The sequence below is a fragment of the Inquilinus sp. OTU3971 genome (genome assembly GCF_038440215.1).
Map to the genome: position 1 here is coordinate 1 of NZ_JASATH010000158.1, position 19,716 is coordinate 19,716.

A 19,716-nucleotide genomic window follows, 5' to 3' on the forward strand; every position below is an offset into this window, starting at 1 on the left:
CTCGCCGCCCTGCGGCGCTGGCTCGAGGTCCGCGGCGACACGCCCGGCGCCCTGTTCTGCCGGCTCGACCGCGGTGGCGCCTTGGTGGCCGGTGCCGACGGCCGCCTGCTGCCGGTCGATCCGGCGACGATCGCGCGGGTGGTCAAGCGCGCGATCGCCCGCACCGGCGTCGACGCGGCGGAATTCTCGGCGCACAGCCTGCGCGCCGGGATGATGACCGCGGCGGACCGGCTCGGCGTGCCCTTCGAACAGGCGATGGAGCACGGGCGCTGGAGGAGCTACAGCGCGGCCCGGATCTATCGGCGGCACTCGAGTCTATGGACGGGGAATTTTATGGGCAAGCTGCTGCAGGGCCGATAGGCGCTCGGTTCCCTTCCGCGACCGGCTCTTTGCGGACAGTCGCCGGCCCTCCTGGCTTCCCGGAAGCGGACATTTCCGACGATCTGACCTTGCCCAAAAGCGGCCTCGGCACCCGGAGGACCGGATCACGATCGATCCCGTTCCGGGCGGCGTGTGTGCGAGTATCCGAGGGGAGGCCGTCCTGTGGCCGCTTCTGGCGCGATCCATACGGCCAGACCGTCTGCGAAGGGCGGAAAGCGGAAATTCTCTCCCGAGCTGTTGCACCTCAAAATGCGACTCGATTCTCCAAACGATTTCCTAGATGTTATTTACAGTAATACGGCCGATTTGGGAATATTAGCGTCTGTTGTGTCGAGCCATCTTCCGCTATGCTCCCTGCGAAATCCTTAAATCGAAGAAAGCCAGAAATAGTCTCGCCCGGAGCTATGCGAATCTTGCAGTCTCCTGGCACCCCCTCGGAAGGGCTACATTCAGAACATAAATCGATGCCGTACGGAATGACGCGGCCGCCTTGAAGTAGGAACAAATTCGTCTTTCCTATCGGCACACAATTATCGACAGTTCCATTCGCTGGCCATAGCGTTTCATTGATACATAGATGCTTGCTGTCTTGCGATGTTAGGTATATGTCGATTTTTTTGTTTTTGTGATCCATGGATATATGAGCCTTAACCTTTATATCGCTCAACGGGATGACTATTGAGGGTTCGCGTTGTTCCGCAAACGCCGCCGGACTGATTATCGAGAAAAAAATAATTGCAGCGGCATTCGTGACTTTCATCTTCTGGGTCTCCAAGAAACGACAGTAATATGGTTGTGCCAATCCATAACTTGTCGACTAGGGTCGCACTCACCAGTCCTGTCCGCAATGGGTCGCATGCGGTCATTTCCGCTCTTCGGCGTCCGGCGCGACGGCCGCTCTCCGGCAGTCCACGGCCGGCCTGGCCGTCCGCGAAGGGCGGGAAGCGGTCCATCGCTTGAGCGGCGCTCGCGACTGGACTGCACACCAAATGCGGCCCTTCGACCAACCATGGGGGTTCAGCAGACGCACTATTCCGGCAACCCGGCTTTGATCAGCCCTTCACGGAGGTGTTCCCGATCCTCCTCGCGCTCGATCAGGATGCTGGTGCGAAAGTATTCGGCGATAGAGAACGCCGGGTTGAGCCGCATGATCTCCGCGGCCTGCACTTGCGCCTCCTTGTCGTTCCCGAGATGGGCATAGCAGGCTGCCAGCCGCACACGAGACCCGTGCAAGAGGTCGGGCAGTCGCTTGAAGGCTTGCACCGCCTCAGCGTACCGGCGGAGGGAATAGAAGGCGACGCCAAAGTCGACATTGTACCAAGTGGGATGGAATGGGTTCAGGCGGGTCGCCGCCTCCATCCACCCGAGCGCATCGGGGCGGCCGCGCAGGGCCAGCAAGGAGCCCATCTGTATCAGGCCATCCGCATCATTCGGATTGAGGTCGATCGACCGCCGCAGATGGTGCTCCGCCGCGTCATGGTCGCGACTGTACAGGTAGAGACCGGACAGCAAACGGTGGCAGCGGCTCTCCTGCGGATCCAGCTCCACGGCGTGCATGCCGAGCGTGCGCGAGGCTGCGAGCACCTCGGCCGGCGCGGAGGCATGGCCGCACATCGCGACGCGGACATAGGCCAAGTAGGCATGCGCGACGGCGTAGTGAGGATCGAGCTCGACCGCGCGCTCGAACATTTCGCAGGCTTTCTGGTTATCGTCTGCGGCGTAGCCTCGGAAGTGGGCAATGCCGCGCAGCAGGCAGTCATAGGCCGTGAGATTGTCGGTCGGCGTCTGCGCCGATCGCTTGAGACTGGCGTTCTCGATCCGGCCGACGAGTGCGGAAACGATCACTTGCGCGACTTCGTCCTGCACCGCGAAGACGTCGTCGAGGCTGCGGTCGTAGCGCTCGGCCCAGACATGCGCCCCGGCCGCCGCCTCGACCAGCTGGGCGGAGATGCGCACGCGCTCGCCAGCTCGGCGGACACTGCCCTCGAGCAGGTAGGAGACACCGAGCCTGCGACCGATTTCTGCAACGTCGATCGGCTTGCCGCGAAAGGCGAAGGAGGAGTTGCGAGCGATCACGAACAGCGAGTGAAAACGCGCCAAGCCGGTGATGATGTCTTCGGTGATGCCGTCGCTGAAATAGGTCTCTTCCGGCTGACCGCTCAGGTTGTCGAAGGGAAGGACGGCAATGGAGGGCTTTTCGGGCAGCGGCAGAGGCATGGTCGCCACGGCCGCCACCGTCGCCTCCGCCCAGCGGAACACCCGGACCGGCTGCGCCATGTTTTTCAACTTGCGCTCGCCGATGTCTTCGAACGCGACAGAGGACTTGCCAGCGAGTTGCTTCTGCACGGTGTCTGAGACGCAGATCCCTCCCGGATTGGCCAATGCCTCGAGACGCGCCGCGATGTTGATCCCATCCCCGAGCAGGTCGTCGCCTTCGACCACCACGTCGCCGAGGCTGATTCCGATCCGATAGACAATGCGATGCTCGGACGGGACTTCCGCTTGGTCCTTTGTCACTTCCTCCTGCAGAGCGACCGCGCAGGCGACCGCGTCGACGACGGAGCCGAATTCGATGATGGCTCCGTCGCCCATCAGCTTGACGACGCGTCCCCTGTGCTCTGCGATCAGTCGGTCCGAGATTTGGGCACGGATGCGTCTGATGCCAGCCAGTGTGCGAGCCTCGTCGGTTTCGACTAGCCGTGAATAGCCGACGATATCGACAGCCATAATTGCTGCGAGACGTCGCTCGACCCGGCTACTTGCCATGAATGCCTCCCGGCGTCGTCCGATAGGCTCGTCGATCGACGTTTCGGCTCCAGTCGCGACTGCAACGAATTGAAACGAATTGTAGCATGTCGTTGTGACGCATCCTTCATCGGGAATGGCCGCATTCCTGCGTGCGCCGTGACAAGGCGGCGCTTTTCCAGTGGGTGTGAGACCCACCCGGCAACCGCTCCAGCCGGAAGCAACCGGGGCAGGCATGGAGGTGACGAAATGTCTGAAGCCCCCGGATAGCGATCACGAATTGGTGACCGCGCGAGTGTGCAGGCCGCAACGCGAGTGAACGCCGAGCAAGCCTCGAAAAGGACGATGTGCAGGCCGACCTGACAGCGGAATCGGGGAAGGCTGATACGGCTGGGTGGATGAGCGAGGAATAGGCCCAGCCGCTGCACCGGGGTAGTGGCGGCAGCATGTACACAAGGAAAGCGCACGCAACACGGGAAGCCCCAGGACGTGGTCAGGGATGACCAACCGGAGGCCCGTGAGGGACAGGCCGGGCGCGCTGGGGTGGCGGAGAGGCCCGTAGTACCGCTGAAGCCGGGTAATGCCGGTGGAGGGAAGGGGCCTCAGTTCAAGACGGACGCAAGACGTGGTGAGGGACCGGGAGATTGGGCGACCTAACAACTCCGAAACGTGTTCAGAAGCTGCAGATGGCGTTACACGCGAAAGCGAAGGCAGAAGCCGACTATCGCTTCTATGCCCTGTACGACAAGATCAGCCGTGAGGATATTCTGGCGCATGCCTATGCCCAGTGCCGCTCGAACAAGGGCGCGCCGGGTGCGGACGGTCAGGAGTTCGCGGACATTGAGGCGTATGGGGTCGAGCGGTGGCTGGCGGAACTGGCGCTTGCGCTCAGGCAGGAGACCTACCGGCCGGAGCCAATCAGACGGGTGTTCATACCGAAGGCCAATGACAAGCTCAGGCCGCTGGGCATCTCGACCGTGCGGGATCGGGTCTGCATGACGGCAGCGATGCTGGTGCTGGAGCCGATCTTCGAAGCCGACCTTCCACCGGAACTATACGCCTATCGCGCTGGACGGAATGCCCAGCAGGCGGTCGTCGAGGTGGAGGAACTGCTGTTTCGTGGTCACCCGGACGTTGTGGACGCCGACCTCGCGGACTACTTCGGGAGCATTCCGCACGCCGAACTGATGAAGTCGGTGGCGCGCCGGATCGTTGATCGGCGCGTGCTGCATCTGATCAAGATGTGGCTGGACTGCCCCGTGGAAGAAACCGACAAACGAGGACGGAAGACACGCACGACCGAGGCGCGCGACAAGCGGCGCGGCATCCCGCAGGGCTCCCCCCTCTCACCATTGCTGGCGAATCTCTACATGCGCCGGTTCGTGCTGGGGTGGAAGAAGCTCGGGCTGGAGCGAAGCCTCGGCACGCGCCTCGTCACCTATGCCGATGATCTCGTGATCCTGTGCCGGAGGGGTAATGCCGAAGCGGCTTTGCACCACCTGCGCGAAATCATGGGCAAACTGAAGCTGACGGTGAACGAGGACAAGACACGCATCTGCAAGGTGCCGGAAGGGGAGTTCGACTTCCTGGGGTACACGTTCGGGCGGATGTATTCTGCGAGGACGGGCCAGGCTCGCCTGGGCTTCCGGCCATCAAAGAAGAGCATCAAACGCGTGGTCGAGAAAGTCCACGCGCTGACCGACCGATCGAGGACATGGCAAGAGACCACAATGCTGGTGGGAAAGGTGAACCGCACGCTGCGCGGATGGGCGAACTACTTTCAGGTAGGGACCGTCAGCAGAGCGTATCGGGCGCTCGACAACTACACGGCAGTGCGGGTGCGTCGGTGGTTGCGCTTCAAGTACAAGGTCAGGCGGAGCAAGGGCGGGAGCTATCCACTCTCGCATCTCTACGGGCACTTCGGGCTCGTACGTCTGACCTCGGCTTGGGCACGACGTGCCGTGGACGAAGGCGTGAGGTCTTGTCCGAGAGCCGGATGCGGGAGATCCGCACGTCCGGTTCGATGAGCGGGGTGTGGAAACGGAGCCAGGGATGAACCAGTAAGGCACCGCCAGACGAAAGCGGCGGAAACAGATATGTTCAGCCTACCGCTACCGCGCCACATCCCGACTCTACCAAATCCGGTCGCGCCTGAAAGTCGCGAACGTCGCCTTCGGGTCGAATCGGGTCACGTCTGCTTTCCGGAGTCGACCAGGACGGCTGCTTTGAGGCGCCCCTTGGTCGGCTTAGCCGACCGGGTTCGGGCGGAAAGCGGACCTTCCGGCTGCTGGGGACAAACAGCCGCCTTGCAAACGAGAAGCGGACAAAGCGTGTCTCTTCGGTTGGTTTGCGTTGTGGCTGGACGGAGGCCAATGGCATTGAGGTTTGATTCCGCCTAGACTTCGTGCCCGAGCGCATCGAGGCGCCGCGCATGGATCGTCGGCTCGCCGCCGTACTGATCGCCGATGTCGTCGGCTATGGCCGGTTGAGCCAGATCGACGAGGAGGGAACCCGCGCGCGATTCCAGTCCGATCTGAAAGAGGGGCATTGTCACGGGAACTTTGACGGTGCGAGCGGCGCGGCGATAGAGCAGGGGCATGCAGCCGATTTCGTACGCCCGTCACCAGTTCCCGCCTGAGATCATCCGGCATGCCGTGTGGCTCTATCTTCGGTTCACCCTGAGCTACCGCGACGTCGAGGAACTGCTGGCCGAACGCGGGCTCGACGTCTCCTATGAGACGATCCGCCGGTGGGTCGACAAGTTCGGATCGGCCTATGCCCGCAACCTGCGGCGGCTGCGACCGCGCCCTGCGGGCACCTGGCACCTGGACGAGATGGTTGTCTCGATCCATGGCCGGCGGATGTATCTGTGGCGAGCCGTCGACAGCGAAGGCGAGATCCTCGACATGCTTGTCCAGCCGCGACGTGACAAGCCTGCCGCGCTGCGGCTGATGCGCAAGCTGCTGAAGAAACAAGGCTTTGCTCCCAAGGTGCTCGTGACGGACAAGCTCCGCTCCTATGGTGCTGCCGGGCGAGAGCTCCGCCTCACGGCGCAGCATGAGCAGGGCCTGCGCCGCAACAACCGAGCCGAGAACTCCCATCAGGTGGTGCGGCGGCGCGAGCGAAAGATGCAGCGGTTCAAGTCACCCGGATCCGCCCAACGTTTTCTCGCCTCCCACGCCGCCGTCCACAACACCTTCAATCTCGAGCGCCATCTGATCTCCCGAAGGACGCTGCGCCTCTTTCGCGCCGCGGCCGCTCAGCAATGGCAGATCGCGACTGCTGCAGCCTGAGTACAGCATCGAACCGAGCCAAAGTGCGGCTCGTTCAGGTTCCCGTGACAATGCCCGTGACGCCAATCTCGAAACCCTGAAGTTCATCGCCCGCGAGACGGCGCGGCGCGGGCTGGATTTCCAGCTGGCGCTGTGGACCCAACGCTATGATTTCGACGACGTCCCGAACGCCAACTACACCGTGCGCGGGATCACCCGCGACAACCTGGCGCCCTATTGCCGCGACGCCATCACTGCGCTCCTGAAGGCGGTGCCGGAGATCACCGGCCTGACCTTCCGGGTGCATGTCGAGGGCGGCATCCCCGAGGGCGACTACGCGTTCTGGCAGCAGGCGTTCCAGGGCGTTGCCGCGGCCGGCCGGCCGGTCGAGATCGACATGCATGGCAAGGGGCTCGACCACGAGACCATCGGCTTGGCCCGCGCCTCCGGCATGCCGATCACAACCTCGCCGAAATTCATGGCCGAGCATATGGGCCTGCCGTATCACCAGTCGGCGATCCGCGAGCGCGAATATCCGCCCGAGGTGGCGCGCAGCGAGCGCGAGCAGCTCAGCGAGGGATCGCGCAAGTTCCTGCGCTACAGCTATGGCGACCTGCTCAGCAAGGACCGCGACTGGAAGGTGCTGTACCGGATCTGGGCCGGCACCCAGCGTGTGCTGCTGTGGGGCGACCCGGTGTTGGCCGCCGGCTACGGCCGCAGCTCGACCTATTGCGGCTCGGACGGGGTGGAGTGGTGCGAGCCCGGCTCGTTCAAAGGCCGCATGGGCACCGGCGTGCCGGGGCAGCGCTTCCACTACCAGAAGCAGGGCCTGGCGACGAAATACGACTGGCAGAAGCACGCCTATCTCTACCGGGTCTGGGGACGGCTGCTCTACAACCCAGAGGCCGCGCGCGACGGCTGGATGCGCCATCTCCGCCGGACCTGCGGCGATGCCGCGGAGGCTTGCGAGACCGCCCTGTCGCTGGCCAGCCGGGTGCTGCCCCTGGTCAGCCTGACGCACGGGCCGTCGGCCTCTAACAACCATTACTGGCCGGAGATCTACTCCAACCTCCCGGTCGGCACGGTCGGCAACCGCCGGCCCTATGGCAGCGACATGGACGGGCCGGTCCGCTTCGGCAACGCGCCGACCTTCGACCCGCAGCTCTTCGCCACGCCTCGGGAGTTCGCCGAGGCGCTGCACCAGGGCCGTGCCGACCGACGCTACGCGCCGCTCGACGTCGCCGACTGGCTGGAGCGGCTGGCCGAGGGCTGCGACACGGCGCTGGTGTCGCTGAAGGGCAGCGCCACCTTCGAGACGGCGGAGGTCCAGCGCATCGTCATCGATACCGGCATCCTGTCCGGCATCGCCCGGTTCTTCGCCCAGAAGTTCCGCGTCTCGACCTGGGTCGAGCTGTTCCTCCTGTCCAAGGCGGCGGTGACGCTGGACCGGGCGGAAGCGCATCTGAAGCGGGCGGTGCTGGCCTGGCAGGGCATCGCCGACATCGCGCGCGACGTCTATCACGACGACCTGACCTACGGGCCGCAGAGCTGGCTGCGCGGCTCCTGGCAGCAGCGGCTACGCGAAGTCGAGATCGAGCTGACCGACCTGCAGGCGATGCGGTCCGAAGCGCCGCACGAAACGGTCCATCCCGACGACCGGACCCGCGCGGCGATCGCCCGGCTGCAGGGGCGGGGGCCGACCCGGGGGCTGGCCGCGGGCGCGACGGCGCCGCCGATCTTCCGGCGCGGCGAAGCGGTGGAGGTGCGGATGGATCTGGCGGAGGGCGGCGAGCCGGTGCTGCACTACCGCCACGTCAACCAGGCGGAGCGCTGGCGGTCGATGCCGATGCAGCGGGGCGCCGACGGCTTCGCGGCGGTGATTCCGTCCGACTACACGGACTCGCCCTTCCACCTGCAGTTCTACGTCAGCGCGGTGGCCGGCGACCGGGTGGTCCTGGCGCCGGGACTGCGCGACGACCTCGCCAACGAGCCCTATCTCACGGCGTTGCAGGTGTGAGATGACCTTGCCGGCCCGCCGCGCGATCCCCATCCCAATGCCTCGGCGATGCCGTCCGGGGCAGGGGGCGCGGGCAGTCCGGCCGCATCGCCTCTCGGCCTCAACCGGCCGTGGTCTTCCGGACGATCAGCTCGCCGGGCAGCAGGTGGATATTGGTCTCGGCCGGTTCCGCCTTGCCGGTCACCAGCTGGACCGTCCGCTCGACCATCGCGTCGAGCGGCTGGCGGAAGGTGGTCAGCGAATAGCGCGGCCAGCCGGCCATGGCGATGTCGTCGAAGCCGGCGACCGCGATGTCGCCGGGCACGGACAGGCCCAGCTCGTCGCGCAGCGCGTCGACGCCGCCCACCGCCAGGATGTCGTTGGCGAAGAAGATCGCGTCGGTGCGGCTGGTGCGGGCGACCTCGAGCGCCGCGCGGTAGCCGGCCTCGTAGCTGTACTCGCCGCCGGCGACCGATGCGGTCAGGGTCATGCCCAGCTCCGCCAGCCGGGCGATGAAGGCGTGCTGGCGTTCGAGATTGGCGCTGGCATGCGGCACGCCGGCGACGAAGGCGGCCCGGCGGCGGCCCAGCGCATGGAAATGGTCGGCGATGGCGCGGGCGCCCTCGGCATTGTTGCAACAGACGCTGGTCAGGCTCGAATCCGGCACCGTGCGGTTGATCATGATCGTGGTGCGGCCCTCGGTCGCCCAGGTCAGCGCCGCGCCGGACAGCGGGGCGGCCGAGACGATGACGACGGCGTCGACGCTGTACTGCCGCAGGGCCGCCAGCTGCTGCCGGATGTCGGCGCCATGGGTCAGGTTGAACAGCAGGCTCTGCTGCCCGACCTGTTGCAGGCCGCGCGACAGCTTCTCGATCAGCACCGGGTAGAACGGGTTCTGCATCGCCGAGACGACGATGCCGACGATGTTGCTGCGCCGCTTCGACAGGGTGCTGGCGATCGCGTTGGGGCTGTAGCCCAGGCTGCCCGCCATGGTCAGGATGCGCTGCCGCATCTCGCCCGAGATCGAGGCGCCGGGCGTGTAGGCGCGCGAGACCGCGGACTGGCTGACGCCGATCATCCGGGCCAGCTGGCGCGCGGTGATCGGTTTGCGCAGGTCTCCGGAACTCAAGGTCGCTTCCCCTCGCTGTCGCCGGCCTCAGCCATAGCACGGGCGCGGACGGAATCCCGCCCGGCCGATGCCATCTCCAGCACTATGTGGAGGTGTTGCATACGGATGCAAGACTCGATATCGTCCCGATCAAAGAGAGAGCCGGGGGAGGCGGTGCCGCGATGACTGCATTGACCGGCCTGAGCGTCGTCGACCTGTCGGAGTCCGTCGGCGGGCAGTACTGCGCCAGGCTGCTGGCCGATTTCGGCGCCGAGGTCGTGCTGGTCGAGCCGCCGGACGGCTCGGTTCTCCGTCGCCTGCCGCCCTTCAGCGACGCGGACGACCGCGGGTCGCTGCTGTTCTTCCATCTCAACACCGGCAAGCGCTCGGTCAGCCTCGACCCGGGCAGCGCCGTCGGCCGCCGGGCCCTGGACGGGCTGCTGCGCGGCGCCGATGTCGCGATCCTGCCGCCGGGCTCCGAGCCGCGGGACGTGCTTGGCCTCAATCCGCGCTGCGTCGCCGCGGTGGTCAGCCCCTTCGGCGCCGACGGGCCGCTCGCCGCCTGGAAGGGGCCGGAGATCGTGCTGCAGGCCCTGTCCGGCATGATGCACAACAACGGCGTCTATGGCCGCGAGCCGCTCCATGGCTGCGGCCGCCGCGCCTCCTTCGCCGCCGGCCTCGCCGCCTATGTCGGAATCACCGCTGCGCTTTTCAGCCGCGAGCACACCGGCCTCGGCCAGACCGTGACCGTGGACGAGGCCGAGACCGCCGCGGCGATGTGCTTCCCCTATGTGCTGCAGCACATCTACAACGGCACGGTGAAGGGCCGGGGCGACCCGAACATCCCGGCCGGCCAGGTGCGCTGCCGCGACGGCTGGGTCTGCATCTGGATCTACAACCACCGCTGGAGCGCGGTCTGCCGGGCACTCGGCCTCGAGCAGATCGAGCGTGACGAGCGCTTCGGCGCCCCGATCCCGCGCCGCGCCCATTGGGCGGAGCTGTTCGCGATCATCCAGGACAAGGTCGCGGATCTCTGCGCCGAGGAGCTGGTGGCGACGCTGCAGCGGGACGAGGTGATCGCCGCCAAGGCCTACCGCCCGACCGAACTGCGCGGCAGCGCCCACCTGACCGATCGAGGCTATTGGGAGATGGCGGAGGGCCGGCTGATCCTCGGGCCGCCGTGGCGGCTGGGCCGCACGCCGCGCGAGGTCCGCTCCGGCGCGCCGCGTCCCGGTGCCGACAATGGCAGAGTACCGGTGACGGCCGTCCCACGCCCGGCGACAGGCGCCGCCGCTGCCGGAGCCGGCCCTCTGGCCGGCCTCCGCGTGCTCGAGCTGACCACCGCCTGGGCCGGGCCGATGGCGGGGCGGGTGCTGGGCTTCCTCGGGGCCGAGCCGATCCACGTCGAATCCCCGACCCGGGTCAATTCCTGGCGCCTCAACAAGGAGGTGCCGAACCCGGTCAACTTCCCGGACGGCGTCCCCGGCGACCGCCCCTACGACCGCGCCTTCCACTTCAACTCGCAGAACGTCAACAAGCTGTCCTGCATCCTCGACCTGAAGACGGGGGAGGGGCGCGACATCGTCCGGCGCCTGGCGGCGGTCAGCGACGTGGTGATCTGCAACTTCCGCCCCGGCACGCTGGCCAGGCTGGGGCTCGACTACGACAACCTGCGCCGGATCCGGTCGGACATCATCGTTGCCGAGCTGCCGGCCTTCGGCGCCGAAGGGCCGATGGCGCACTACGCCGCGCTGGGCCCGACCATGGAGATGTCGACCGGCATGTCCAGCATGATCGGCTATCCGGGTGGCCAGCCCGAGACCACCGGCCCCTCCTATCTCGACCCGATCGGCGGCTTCAACGCCGCGGCCGCCATCCTGACGGCGCTGCTGCATCGGCAGCGGACCGGCGAGGGTCAGTATATCGAGGTGCCGCAGGTCGAGGCCGCGATGCAGCTGATCGGGCCGGAGCTGCTGGCGGCGATCGAATCCGGCCGGGACCCCGTGCCGAACGGCAACCGCTCGCCCTACGCGGCTCCCCACGACGCCTTCCCGGCGCGCGGCGACGACCAGTGGGTGGCGATCGCGGCCGGGACCGAGGCGGAGTGGCAGGCCCTGTGCGGCGCCATGGGGCAGGCCGGCCTCGCCGCCGATCCGCGCTTCGCCACGCTGGCGGCGCGGCAGCAAAACATCGAGGCGCTGACCGCGATCCTCGCCGACTGGACGCGCACCCAGGACAAGCACGCGGCCGCCGCCCGTCTGCAGGCGGCCGGTGTTCCCGCGGCGCCGGTACAGACGCCTGAGGACCTGGCGCGCAGCGAATACCTGGCGCATCGCGGCTTCTTTACGGTGCTGGAGCATCCCGACGCCGGCCGCCACCCCCACCCCGGGCTGCCGATCCATCTCGACGCCACCCCAGGCAGCCAGCGCCGGGCGGCGCCGCGCTTCGGCGCCGACAACCATCGCGTGCTGCGCGACATCCTCGGCCTGACGCCGGCGGAGATCGCGGCCGTCGAGGCCAGCGGCGCGATGGCGACCGAACCCCGGCCGGGAGCCTGATGATGGCCGATTTCCCCCGCACGCTGCACATCCCGATCCGCCTCGACGACGATCCCGGCTATCGCGGGTCGGTGCATGACGACGCGGTGGCGCGGCGCATGGGCTTCAAGGCGGCGCTGGTGCCGGGGGCCTTCGTCTACGGCCATGTCAGCCGCATCGCCGTCGACGCCTGGGGTGTCGACTGGCTGCGGCGCGGGAGCATGGGCGCGCGGTTCCGCCGGCCGGTCTATGACGGCGACGTGCTCACGGCCGAGGTCTCGGCCCTGGCGGATGCCGGCCCGGACCGCCGGTCCGAGATCAGCTTGCGCAACGAGGATGGCGAGGAGGTCGCGACCGGCTGGGTGGCGATGCCGCTCGCGGATCCGGTGCCGCCGCCGGTCGAGGACTACCCGGTCCAGCCGCTGCCGGACCCGCCGCCCGCGGTCGAGCCGGGCGGCATGGCGGTCGGCACGCGCCTCGGCTCGCGCAACGCGGTGCTGACCGAGGAGGAGTTCCGGCGCTCGCTGGCCGCCTTCGACGAGCGCCATCCACTGTATCTCGCCGGCGGGCTGGTCCATTCCGGCTGCCTGATCCGGCGGACGATGTTCGACGCCAACCGCAGCTTCCGCTTCCCGGCCCCGGTCGTGTTCGTGTCCGGCGAGGCCCAGCATTTCGCGCCGGTGTCTCCCGGCCAGCGCCTCGCCACCTCCGGCACTGTCACCGCAGCCTATGAGCGCAAGGGCCGGCACTATTTCGAGACCGAGGAACTGCTGGTGGTCGACGGCGCCCGGGTGGCGGCGCGGTTCCGCCGGACCTCGATCTATGCGTGACCATCCGCCTGCTGCGATCTTGCATACGGATGCAAAGGGAGTAAGGTAACCCACTCGACGCGGGAGCGAAACTGTGGCCCCAAGCGCGAACATCAGATCGGTCGAAGCCTTCCAGGTCAGCTGGCAGCCCGGCGACCCGCCCGGCCGGCGCAGCGCCCTGGTGCGGATCGCGACGGAGGACGGCGTGGTCGGCTGGGGCGAGGCCTCGCCGATGCAGGGCGGGCTGCACTCGATCGGCATCATCGAGCGCGACCTGGCGCCGGGGCTGGTCGGCGCCGACGCCTTCGACACCGGGGTGCTGTATGACCGGCAGCTCCACCGCAACATCAAGCTGGGGCCGGAAGGGGCGCTGACCGGCGCACTGGCCGCGGTCGACATCGCGCTTTGGGACATCAAGGGCAAGACGCTCGGCCTGCCGGTGCACAAGCTGCTCGGCGGCGCCTGGCGCAGCGAGGTGCCGTTCTACGCCTCGATCGGCGGCAATGCCGGGCGCACGGTGGACGAGACGGTGCGGGTGGTCGAGGCGCGCTGGCGGCGCGAGACGCCGGCGGCGATCAAGATCCGCCGCGATGGCGACCGCTCGATCCTCGACCTCGACATCCCCGGCGACATCGCCAAGGCCAGGGCCGTGCGTCAGCTGGTCGGCGACGGCTACCCGCTCGCCTTCGACGCCAACAACGGCTACTCGGTCGGCGGCGCCATGCGGGTCGGCCGCGCACTCGAGGAGCTCGGCTATATCTGGTTCGAGGAGCCGGTGCAGCACTACGACGTGCGCGGCATGGGCGAGGTGGCGCAGCGGCTGGACATCACCGTCTCGGCGGCGGAGCAGACCTACACGCTGCAGGCGCTGGTCGACATGATCCATGCCGGGGTGCGCATGGTGCAGCCCGACATCGTCAAGATGGGCGGCATCACCGGGCTGATGCAATGCGCCGCGATCTGCCACGCCCATGGGGTCGAGCTGGTGCCGCACCAGACCCAGCCGACCATCGGCCATGTCGCCAACCTGCATGTGCTGGCGGCGCTGATGCATCTGACCAAGCCGGCGGAATACGCCGACGCGTCCGGCCGGATGGATGTCGGGTTCAAGGATCCGCCGCGGCCGGTGGACGGCCGCTTCGCGGTGCCGCAGGGCCCGGGGCTCGGGCTCGAGGTCGACGAGGCGGAAATCAACAAGCGGCGCTGAAAGCGGTACGCGCGGGCGCCGATAAGAGACAGGGGAGACGGCCATGGTGTTCAGCAGGCGAAATGTGCTTCAGCTCGGCGTCGCGACCGCGGCGCTGGCGGGCTTCGGCGGCGCCCGGGCGCAGGATGCGTCCCAGAACGCGGATGTGATCCGCATGGGCATCGCCGCCAAGGGGCCGCGCTACAGCGACCCGAACCTGACGACCCAGGGCTCCGACAACTGGGCGACCGAGCAGATCTACGAGCAGTTGGTCCGCCCGGAGGACGGCACCTTCGCGATCAAGCCGGAGGAGTACCTGCCGACGCTGGCGACCAGCTGGACCTCGTCGCCGGACGCCAAGACCTGGACCTTCCAGCTGCGCCAGGGCGTGCAGTTCCACAAGGGCTTCGGCGAGATGACCTCGGAGGACGTGGTCTACTCGTTCAAGCGCGCGATGACCTCGGGCACCAACAGGACGATCCTGGCCAACATCGCCGACGTCGTCGCCAATGGGCCCTACCAGGTGACCATCACCCTGAAGAGCCCGGACGCGCTGTTCCTGGGCACCTCGGTGTTCAACAACAACACCTCGATCGTCAGCAGGAAGGCGGCGGAGCAGATGGGCGAGGCCTTCGGCACCGACGCCGTCGGCACCGGCCCCTACGAGCTGACGAAGTTCGACACCCAGGTCGGCACGGTGATGAAGCGCCATGACGGCTATTGGGGCCCGAAGGCCAGGATCAGCACCGTCGAATGCGTCTATATCGCCGACACCTCGGCCCGGACGCTGGCCCTGCTGTCCGGCAACATCGACATCATGGAGGCGGTGCGAGCGCCCGGCTGGGTCGCCTCGATGCAGCAGCGCGACCCGAGCCTGAAGATCGACATGACGGTGCCGGGGTCGTTCAACACCCTGCACATCAACCTGACCCGCAAGCCCTTCGACGACCTGAAGGTGCGGCAGGCGCTGATGCATGCGATCGACCGCCCGGCCGTGGCCCAGGCGCTGGCGCCGATGGGCGGCACCATGGCGGGGCTGCAGCCCGACTTCTTCCCGGCCGGCTTCAAGACCGAGGACCTGCCGGAGGAGCTGCGCTACCCCTACGACCCGGACAAGGCGAAGGCGCTGCTGGCCGAGGCGGGCTTCCCGGACGGCATCAGCTTCCCGTCCCTGTGCAGCCAGCGCGAGGACTATGCCTCGACCATGCTGATCGTGCAGGAGCAGATCCGCCTGGCCGGCTTCAACATGGATCTCAGGATCGGGGACCACACCGCCTATCACGCCGACAACCGCTCGGACAAGAACACCCTGGCGATGCATTCCGCGAGCTATCCGCCGATCCCGACCCAGCTGTACTTCCAGCAGCTGTCGGCGCAGTCCGAGGTCAAGTCGGACGGCAAGGGCGGCGGCAACTACAGCCATTATGGCGTGGTGATGCCGGGCATCGACGACCTGCTGGCCCAGGCGCTGCAGGCGACCGATTTCGCGACCTATGACGGCATCTGCCGCAAGATCGAGCTGCAGGTGCTGCGCGACCTGCCGCTGATCGGCCTGTCCACCCTGTCCTTCACCACCGCGCGCCGGGGCAATGTCGATCTCGGCTACCCGATCAGGAGCGGGTATGCGCGCTGGCGCTTCCACCGGGCGACCAAGACCATCGTCTGACCCCGCAGGGGAGGGGCCCGCCATGGTGCGGTATCTGATGTGGAGATTGCTGGATGCGGTTCCGACCATCCTGCTGGTGCTGACGCTGGTGTTCGTCTGCATGCGCATCCTGCCCGGCGACCCGGCGCTGGCGGCGCTGGGCGACAACGCGCTGCCGGACCAGCTCGCGGCGTTCCGCGAGAAGATGGGGCTGAACGTCCCGCTCTGGCAGCAGTACCTCAACTTCCTCGGCAGCGTCCTGACCCTGGATTTCGGGCGGTCGCTGATGAACAACACCTCGGTCCTGCAGCTGCTGGTCTACAACCTGCCCTATACGATCGAGCTGACCATCGCGGCGATGGTGATGGGCGTCGTCGCCGGCATCCCGCTCGGGGTGCTGGCGGCGACCCACCGCAACCGCACCGCCGATTCCGGCGTCCGGGTGTTCTCGCTGATCGGCTACGCCATCCCGGACTTCTATCTTGGCGCGCTGCTGCTGATCACCTTCTCGCTCAACCTCGGCTGGTTCCCGATCAATGGCGGCGGCGACGGCTTCGTCGACCGGCTGCACCATATCGTGCTGCCGGCGCTGACCCTCGCCTTCGTCAAGGCCGCCTTCCTCGGACGGCTGACCCGTACCTCGCTGCTCGAGGTGTTCGGCAAGGACTATGTGCGGACGGCGCGGGCCAAGGGCGCCAGCGAGCGGCGAGTGATCTACCGGCACGGGCTGCGCAACGCGCTGCTGCCGCTGTCGACCGGCATGGGCCTCAGCCTGCTGGCGACGCTGTCCGGCTCGGTGGCGATCGAGCTGGTGTTCAACCGGCCCGGCATCGGCAAGCTGCTGATCGGCGCGATCACCGAGCGCGACTACGCCGTCATCCAGGGCGGCGTGATCGTGTTCGCCCTGTTCGTGGTGCTGGTGAACCTGGTGATGGACCTCGTCTACATCGTGGTCGATCCGCGGATCCGGGTGACGTGATGGCCGCGATCATCGACACCGCCGAAATCATCGCTCCGGCCCCGAACCGGCTCGCCATCCTTGCCCGCATCATGCTGGGTCGCCCTGCCACCATCTTCGCCGCCCTGATCATCGCGGTGTTCGTCGCGGTGGCGGTGCTGGCGCCCTGGATCGCGCCCTACAACCCGCTGGCGCAGAGCATCCTCAAGATCAACCAGACCCCGTCCTGGGCGCATTGGCTGGGCACCGACCAGTTCGGCCGCGACGTGCTGTCCCGGATGATCTACGGCTCCCGCAACTCGCTGATCTTCGGTCTGCTGTCGCCGATCCTGGCGGCGATCGTCGGCACCACGCTCGGCGTCGTCGCCGGCTATTTCGGCGGCGCGGTCGACCGCGTGATCTCCCGCCTCGTCGACCTGCTGCTGGCGTTCCCGGAGCTCTTGCTGGCGATCATCATCGCCGCGGCACTGGGCGGCGGCTTCTGGAACGTGGTCGCGGTGCTGACAGTCGCCTTCGTGCCCGGCTTCGCCCGCGTCGCCCGGGCCCAGACCCTGTCGGTGAAGCAGGAACCCTATGTCGAGGCCGCGGTGGCGGTCGGGGTCAGCACGCCGGTGATCATCTTCCGCCACGTCGTGCCGAACATCGCGGCGCCGATCGTCGTGCTGGTGACGCTGTGGGTCGCCTCGGCCATCCGGCTCGAAGCTTCGCTCAGCTTCCTCGGGCTCGGCACCCAGCCGCCGAACCCGAGTTGGGGCAACATCATCCGCGACGGGCTCAACAACCTGTTCGGGTCGCCCTGGCCGATCATCGGCGCCGGCTTCGCCATCACCTGCGTCGTCCTCGCCTTCAACCTGTTCGGCGATGCGGTGCGCGACGCCCTGGACCCGGAGACCGCCGCGTGACCGCGCCCCTGCTCAAGGTCGAGGACCTGGCCGTCGAGTTCGGCCCGAAGGACGCGCCGCTGCGGGTGGTCGACGGCGTCGGCTTCGACATCGCGGCCGGTGGGTCGCTCGGCATCGTCGGCGAATCCGGCTCCGGCAAGTCGATGACCTCGCTGTCGATCCTGCGCCTGATCCCGGAGCCGCCGGGCCGGATCGCGCAGGGCCGCATCCTGTTCAACGGCATCGACCTGCTGGCCCTGCCGCGGGCGAAGATGCCGGAGATCCGCGGCCGCGACATCGCCATGATTTTCCAGGAGCCGATGAGCTCCTTGAATCCGGTCATGACCATCGGCGACCAGATCGGCGAGGCGATCCTGCTGCATGAGCATGTCAGCCGGGAGGAGCGCCGCCGCAAGACCGTCGAGATGCTGCGGCTGGTCGGCATGCCCGATCCGGAGCGCCGGCTCGGCGCCTATCCGCACCAGTTCTCCGGCGGCATGCGCCAGCGGGTGATGATCGCCATGGCCATTGCCTGCAACCCGAAGCTGCTGATCGCGGACGAGCCGACCACGGCGCTGGACGTCACCATCCAGGCCCAGGTGCTGGACCTGATGAAGAAGATCCGCGCCACCCTGAACACGGCGGTGCTGCTGATCTCGCACGATCTCGGCGTCATCGCCGACATCTGCGAGCGGGTGATCGTGATGTATGCCGGCCGGGTGGTGGAGGATGCCGATGTCCGCTCGATCTTCCGGCGGCCGTCGCACCCCTACACCCAGGGGCTGCTGCAGTCGATCCCGCGACTCAACGATGACCGCCGGCGCCTGTACCAGATCGCCGGCTCGGTGCCCCAGGCCGGCAGCCTCGGCGCCGGGTGCCCGTTCCAGCCGCGCTGCCCATTGCGGATCGACCGCTGCGCGGTGGAGCGGCCGCCGATGTTCAATTTCGGCCCGCAGCACCGGGCCGCCTGCTGGGTGACGGCCGAAGCGCTCCCGGCTGAGCCGGCGCCCAGTGCGAAGGTGATGCGATGAGCGAGACCCTGGTGCGGGCCGAGGGACTGACCAAGACCTTCCAGGATGGCGGCGGCCTCAGCTTCGGGCGGCCGCGGCCGGCGGTGCGGGCGGTTGACGAAGTGTCGCTGGAGATCCGCCGCGGCGAGACGCTGGCGCTGGTCGGCGAATCCGGCTGCGGCAAGTCCACGCTCGGTCGGCTGCTGCTGCGGCTGATCGAGCCCAGCGCCGGCCAGGTCTTCGTCGACGGCACAGACCTGACCAGCCTGTCGCGCGGGCAGATGCGGGCGATGCGCCGGCAGGTCCAGATGATTTTCCAGGACCCCTACGGCTCGCTCAGCCCGCGCCGCAGCGTCGCCGACATCGTCGCCGAGCCGCTCGAGGTGTTCGGCCTGGTGCGGTCGCGGAAGGAGCGGCGCGACAAGGTTGCGGAGCTGCTGCGCCAGGTAGGGCTGCCGCCCTCCACCATGGATCGCTATCCGCGCCAGTTCTCAGGCGGCCAGCGCCAACGCATCGGCATCGCCCGGGCGATCTCGCTCGACCCCGCCTTCATCGTGGCGGACGAGCCGGTCTCGGCCCTCGACGTCTCGATCCAGGCCCAGATCGTCAACCTGATGCAGGACCTGCAGGAGCGGAAGAACCTGTCCTACCTGTTCATCGCCCACGACCTGGCGGTGGTGCGCCACATCGCCGACCGGGTCGCGGTGATGTATCTCGGGCGGATCGTCGAGACCGGGCCGAAGGCGGCGGTCTACGGCGCGCCGCACCATCCCTACACCCAGGCGCTGTTGTCGGCCGCGCCGGAGCCGGACCCGGACCGGCCGCAGAAGCGCATCATCCTGCAGGGCGACGTGGCGAGCCCGTCCGCCGTGCCCTCCGGCTGCAGCTTCCGGACGCGTTGCCCGCTGGCGCAGGAGATCTGCGCCCGCGAGCGGCCGTCGTTGGCGCCGGTCGGTGGCGGCCATCTCGCTGCCTGCCATTTCGCCAAACGCCATCCGATCCCGGTCTGAGCCGATACGATACCCCTTTTGATCGGAGTGACCGATTGGGCCACCAAAGCGCAAACGGTATACGCCCGTTTAACATTGGTATCCGCCACTTGGTCATGTTGATGAGCGCCAGTCGACGATCCTCCGCTTTGGAACCGCGGAGACGAGCCGCGTATGGTTTGAGGTTGCGCCAAGCGCA

Annotated in this window: 15 protein-coding genes; 12 read left to right on the forward strand and 3 right to left on the reverse strand. The window is 67.5% G+C overall.

The window, feature by feature from the left end:
- Positions 1 to 360: hypothetical protein (locus AAHM41_RS29920; protein WP_446719496.1), on the forward strand; the 360-nt coding region annotated here is incomplete at its 5' end.
- A 1,050-nt stretch (positions 361 to 1,410) separates the two neighbouring features.
- On the opposite strand, the gene AAHM41_RS29925 is transcribed toward AAHM41_RS29920, so the two are convergent.
- Positions 1,411 to 3,147, reverse strand: a complete 1,737-nt coding sequence (locus tag AAHM41_RS29925; protein WP_342240279.1) for an adenylate/guanylate cyclase domain-containing protein — start codon at positions 3,145 to 3,147, stop codon at positions 1,411 to 1,413.
- Positions 3,148 to 3,812: 665 nt separating this feature from the next.
- Here AAHM41_RS29925 and ltrA point away from each other — a divergent pair.
- Positions 3,813 to 5,153 (forward strand): group II intron reverse transcriptase/maturase, encoded by a 1,341-nt coding sequence (ltrA, locus tag AAHM41_RS29930; RefSeq protein ID WP_342240280.1) that lies wholly within the window; start codon positions 3,813 to 3,815, stop codon positions 5,151 to 5,153.
- A gap of 368 nt (positions 5,154 to 5,521) precedes the next feature.
- On the opposite strand, the gene AAHM41_RS29935 is transcribed toward ltrA, so the two are convergent.
- Entirely contained in the window at positions 5,522 to 5,725 is a 204-nt protein-coding gene (locus tag AAHM41_RS29935; RefSeq protein ID WP_342240281.1) for a hypothetical protein, read from the reverse strand.
- On the opposite strand from AAHM41_RS29935, the gene AAHM41_RS29940 reads away from it, so the two are divergent.
- On the forward strand, positions 5,724 to 6,419 hold the full coding sequence (locus AAHM41_RS29940; RefSeq protein WP_342240282.1) for an IS6 family transposase: 696 nt from the start codon (positions 5,724 to 5,726) through the stop codon (positions 6,417 to 6,419). The two genes, AAHM41_RS29935 and AAHM41_RS29940, sit on opposite strands and share 2 nt — an antisense overlap.
- A 181-nt stretch (positions 6,420 to 6,600) precedes the next feature.
- Positions 6,601 to 8,415, forward strand: a complete 1,815-nt coding sequence (locus AAHM41_RS29945) for a hypothetical protein (protein WP_342240283.1) — start codon at positions 6,601 to 6,603, stop codon at positions 8,413 to 8,415.
- Between the two features lie 100 nt (positions 8,416 to 8,515).
- Here AAHM41_RS29945 and AAHM41_RS29950 read toward each other — a convergent pair whose 3' ends face one another.
- Positions 8,516 to 9,523 carry a LacI family DNA-binding transcriptional regulator gene (locus AAHM41_RS29950; RefSeq protein ID WP_342240284.1) on the reverse strand — a complete coding sequence of 336 codons (1,008 nt, stop codon included), beginning with the start codon at positions 9,521 to 9,523 and terminating at the stop codon, positions 8,516 to 8,518.
- Positions 9,524 to 9,684: 161 nt separating this feature from the next.
- Here AAHM41_RS29950 and AAHM41_RS29955 point away from each other — a divergent pair, with 161 nt between their 5' ends.
- From AAHM41_RS29955 to AAHM41_RS29990, 8 genes are all read left to right on the forward strand, one after another.
- Entirely contained in the window at positions 9,685 to 12,060 is a 2,376-nt protein-coding gene (locus AAHM41_RS29955; RefSeq protein ID WP_342240285.1) for a CaiB/BaiF CoA transferase family protein, read from the forward strand.
- A 2-nt stretch (positions 12,061 to 12,062) separates the two neighbouring features.
- A complete protein-coding gene (locus AAHM41_RS29960; protein ID WP_342240286.1) occupies positions 12,063 to 12,869 on the forward strand; it encodes a MaoC family dehydratase in 807 nt (268 codons plus the stop codon).
- Positions 12,870 to 12,942: 73 nt separating this feature from the next.
- Entirely contained in the window at positions 12,943 to 14,055 is a 1,113-nt protein-coding gene (locus tag AAHM41_RS29965; RefSeq protein WP_342240287.1) for a mandelate racemase/muconate lactonizing enzyme family protein, read from the forward strand.
- Positions 14,056 to 14,098: 43 nt separating this feature from the next.
- On the forward strand, positions 14,099 to 15,700 hold the full coding sequence (locus AAHM41_RS29970; protein WP_342240288.1) for an ABC transporter substrate-binding protein: 1,602 nt from the start codon (positions 14,099 to 14,101) through the stop codon (positions 15,698 to 15,700).
- A 22-nt stretch (positions 15,701 to 15,722) separates the two neighbouring features.
- Positions 15,723 to 16,658: an ABC transporter permease gene (locus AAHM41_RS29975; protein WP_342240289.1), complete on the forward strand. Its 936-nt coding sequence runs from the start codon at positions 15,723 to 15,725 to the stop codon at positions 16,656 to 16,658.
- The gene (locus AAHM41_RS29980; protein ID WP_342240290.1) at positions 16,658 to 17,539 is read left to right on the forward strand and encodes an ABC transporter permease; all 882 of its coding nucleotides are present in this window, start codon (positions 16,658 to 16,660) and stop codon (positions 17,537 to 17,539) included. Before AAHM41_RS29975 ends, AAHM41_RS29980 begins: the two co-directional genes overlap by 1 nt.
- Complete coding sequence (locus AAHM41_RS29985; protein ID WP_342240291.1) at positions 17,536 to 18,549, forward strand: ABC transporter ATP-binding protein; 1,014 nt, start codon at positions 17,536 to 17,538, stop codon at positions 18,547 to 18,549. The genes AAHM41_RS29980 and AAHM41_RS29985 overlap by 4 nt, the downstream gene beginning before the upstream one ends.
- Positions 18,546 to 19,538 (forward strand): ABC transporter ATP-binding protein, encoded by a 993-nt coding sequence (locus AAHM41_RS29990; RefSeq protein ID WP_342240292.1) that lies wholly within the window; start codon positions 18,546 to 18,548, stop codon positions 19,536 to 19,538. Before AAHM41_RS29985 ends, AAHM41_RS29990 begins: the two co-directional genes overlap by 4 nt.
- Positions 19,539 to 19,716 lie beyond the last annotated feature (178 nt).

Excerpts from the sequence above, each read along its gene's own strand:
- AAHM41_RS29925 (WP_342240279.1), bottom strand. The coding sequence starts at position 3,147 with ATGGCAAGTAGCCGGGTCGAGCGACGTCTCGCAGCAATTATGGCTGTC.
- ltrA (WP_342240280.1), top strand. The coding sequence starts at position 3,813 with ATGGCGTTACACGCGAAAGCGAAGGCAGAAGCCGACTATCGCTTCTAT.
- AAHM41_RS29940 (WP_342240282.1), top strand. The coding sequence starts at position 5,724 with ATGCAGCCGATTTCGTACGCCCGTCACCAGTTCCCGCCTGAGATCATC.
- AAHM41_RS29935 (WP_342240281.1), bottom strand. The coding sequence starts at position 5,725 with ATGCCCCTGCTCTATCGCCGCGCCGCTCGCACCGTCAAAGTTCCCGTG.
- AAHM41_RS29955 (WP_342240285.1), top strand. The coding sequence starts at position 9,685 with ATGACTGCATTGACCGGCCTGAGCGTCGTCGACCTGTCGGAGTCCGTC.
- AAHM41_RS29960 (WP_342240286.1), top strand. The coding sequence starts at position 12,063 with ATGGCCGATTTCCCCCGCACGCTGCACATCCCGATCCGCCTCGACGAC.
- AAHM41_RS29970 (WP_342240288.1), top strand. The coding sequence starts at position 14,099 with ATGGTGTTCAGCAGGCGAAATGTGCTTCAGCTCGGCGTCGCGACCGCG.
- AAHM41_RS29975 (WP_342240289.1), top strand. The coding sequence starts at position 15,723 with ATGGTGCGGTATCTGATGTGGAGATTGCTGGATGCGGTTCCGACCATC.
- AAHM41_RS29980 (WP_342240290.1), top strand. The coding sequence starts at position 16,658 with ATGGCCGCGATCATCGACACCGCCGAAATCATCGCTCCGGCCCCGAAC.
- AAHM41_RS29990 (WP_342240292.1), top strand. The coding sequence starts at position 18,546 with ATGAGCGAGACCCTGGTGCGGGCCGAGGGACTGACCAAGACCTTCCAG.